This window comes from Enterobacter sp. 03-F-07-AD-ECC, from assembly GCF_047530935.1.
Taxonomy (GTDB): Bacteria; Pseudomonadota; Gammaproteobacteria; order Enterobacterales; family Enterobacteriaceae; genus Enterobacter; species Enterobacter cloacae.
Map to the genome: position 1 here is coordinate 1 of NZ_JBLKBZ010000082.1, position 461 is coordinate 461.

Here is a 461-nt window from a genome sequence, read left to right on the forward strand (position 1 = left end):
GTCACAACCATCTTGATGTTGTCGCCTGGCATTACCATCTCTACGCCTTCTGGCAGTTCGATGGTACCGGTCACGTCAGTTGTACGGAAGTAGAACTGTGGACGGTAGCCTTTGAAGAACGGAGTATGACGGCCGCCTTCGTCTTTGGACAGGATGTACACTTCAGATTCGAACTTGGTGTGTGGCTTGATTGAGCCTGGCTTCGCCAGAACCTGACCACGTTCGATTTCTTCACGTTTGATACCACGCAGCAGAACACCAACGTTCTCACCAGCACGGCCTTCATCCAGCAGTTTGCGGAACATTTCAACGCCAGTACAGGTAGACTTCGCAGTCTCTTTGATACCAACGATTTCAACTTCTTCACCCACTTTGATGATACCGCGCTCTACACGACCGGTAACAACGGTACCACGACCGGAGATGGAGAATACGTCTTCGATTGGCAGCAGGAATGGCTT

General features: G+C 51.0%; 1 protein-coding gene. It reads right to left on the reverse strand.

The window, feature by feature from the left end; all coding sequences use genetic code 11:
- Positions 1-461 (reverse strand): EF-Tu/IF-2/RF-3 family GTPase (locus ACMWKA_RS25735; protein WP_040024063.1); only part of this gene is annotated, 461 nt, incomplete at both ends.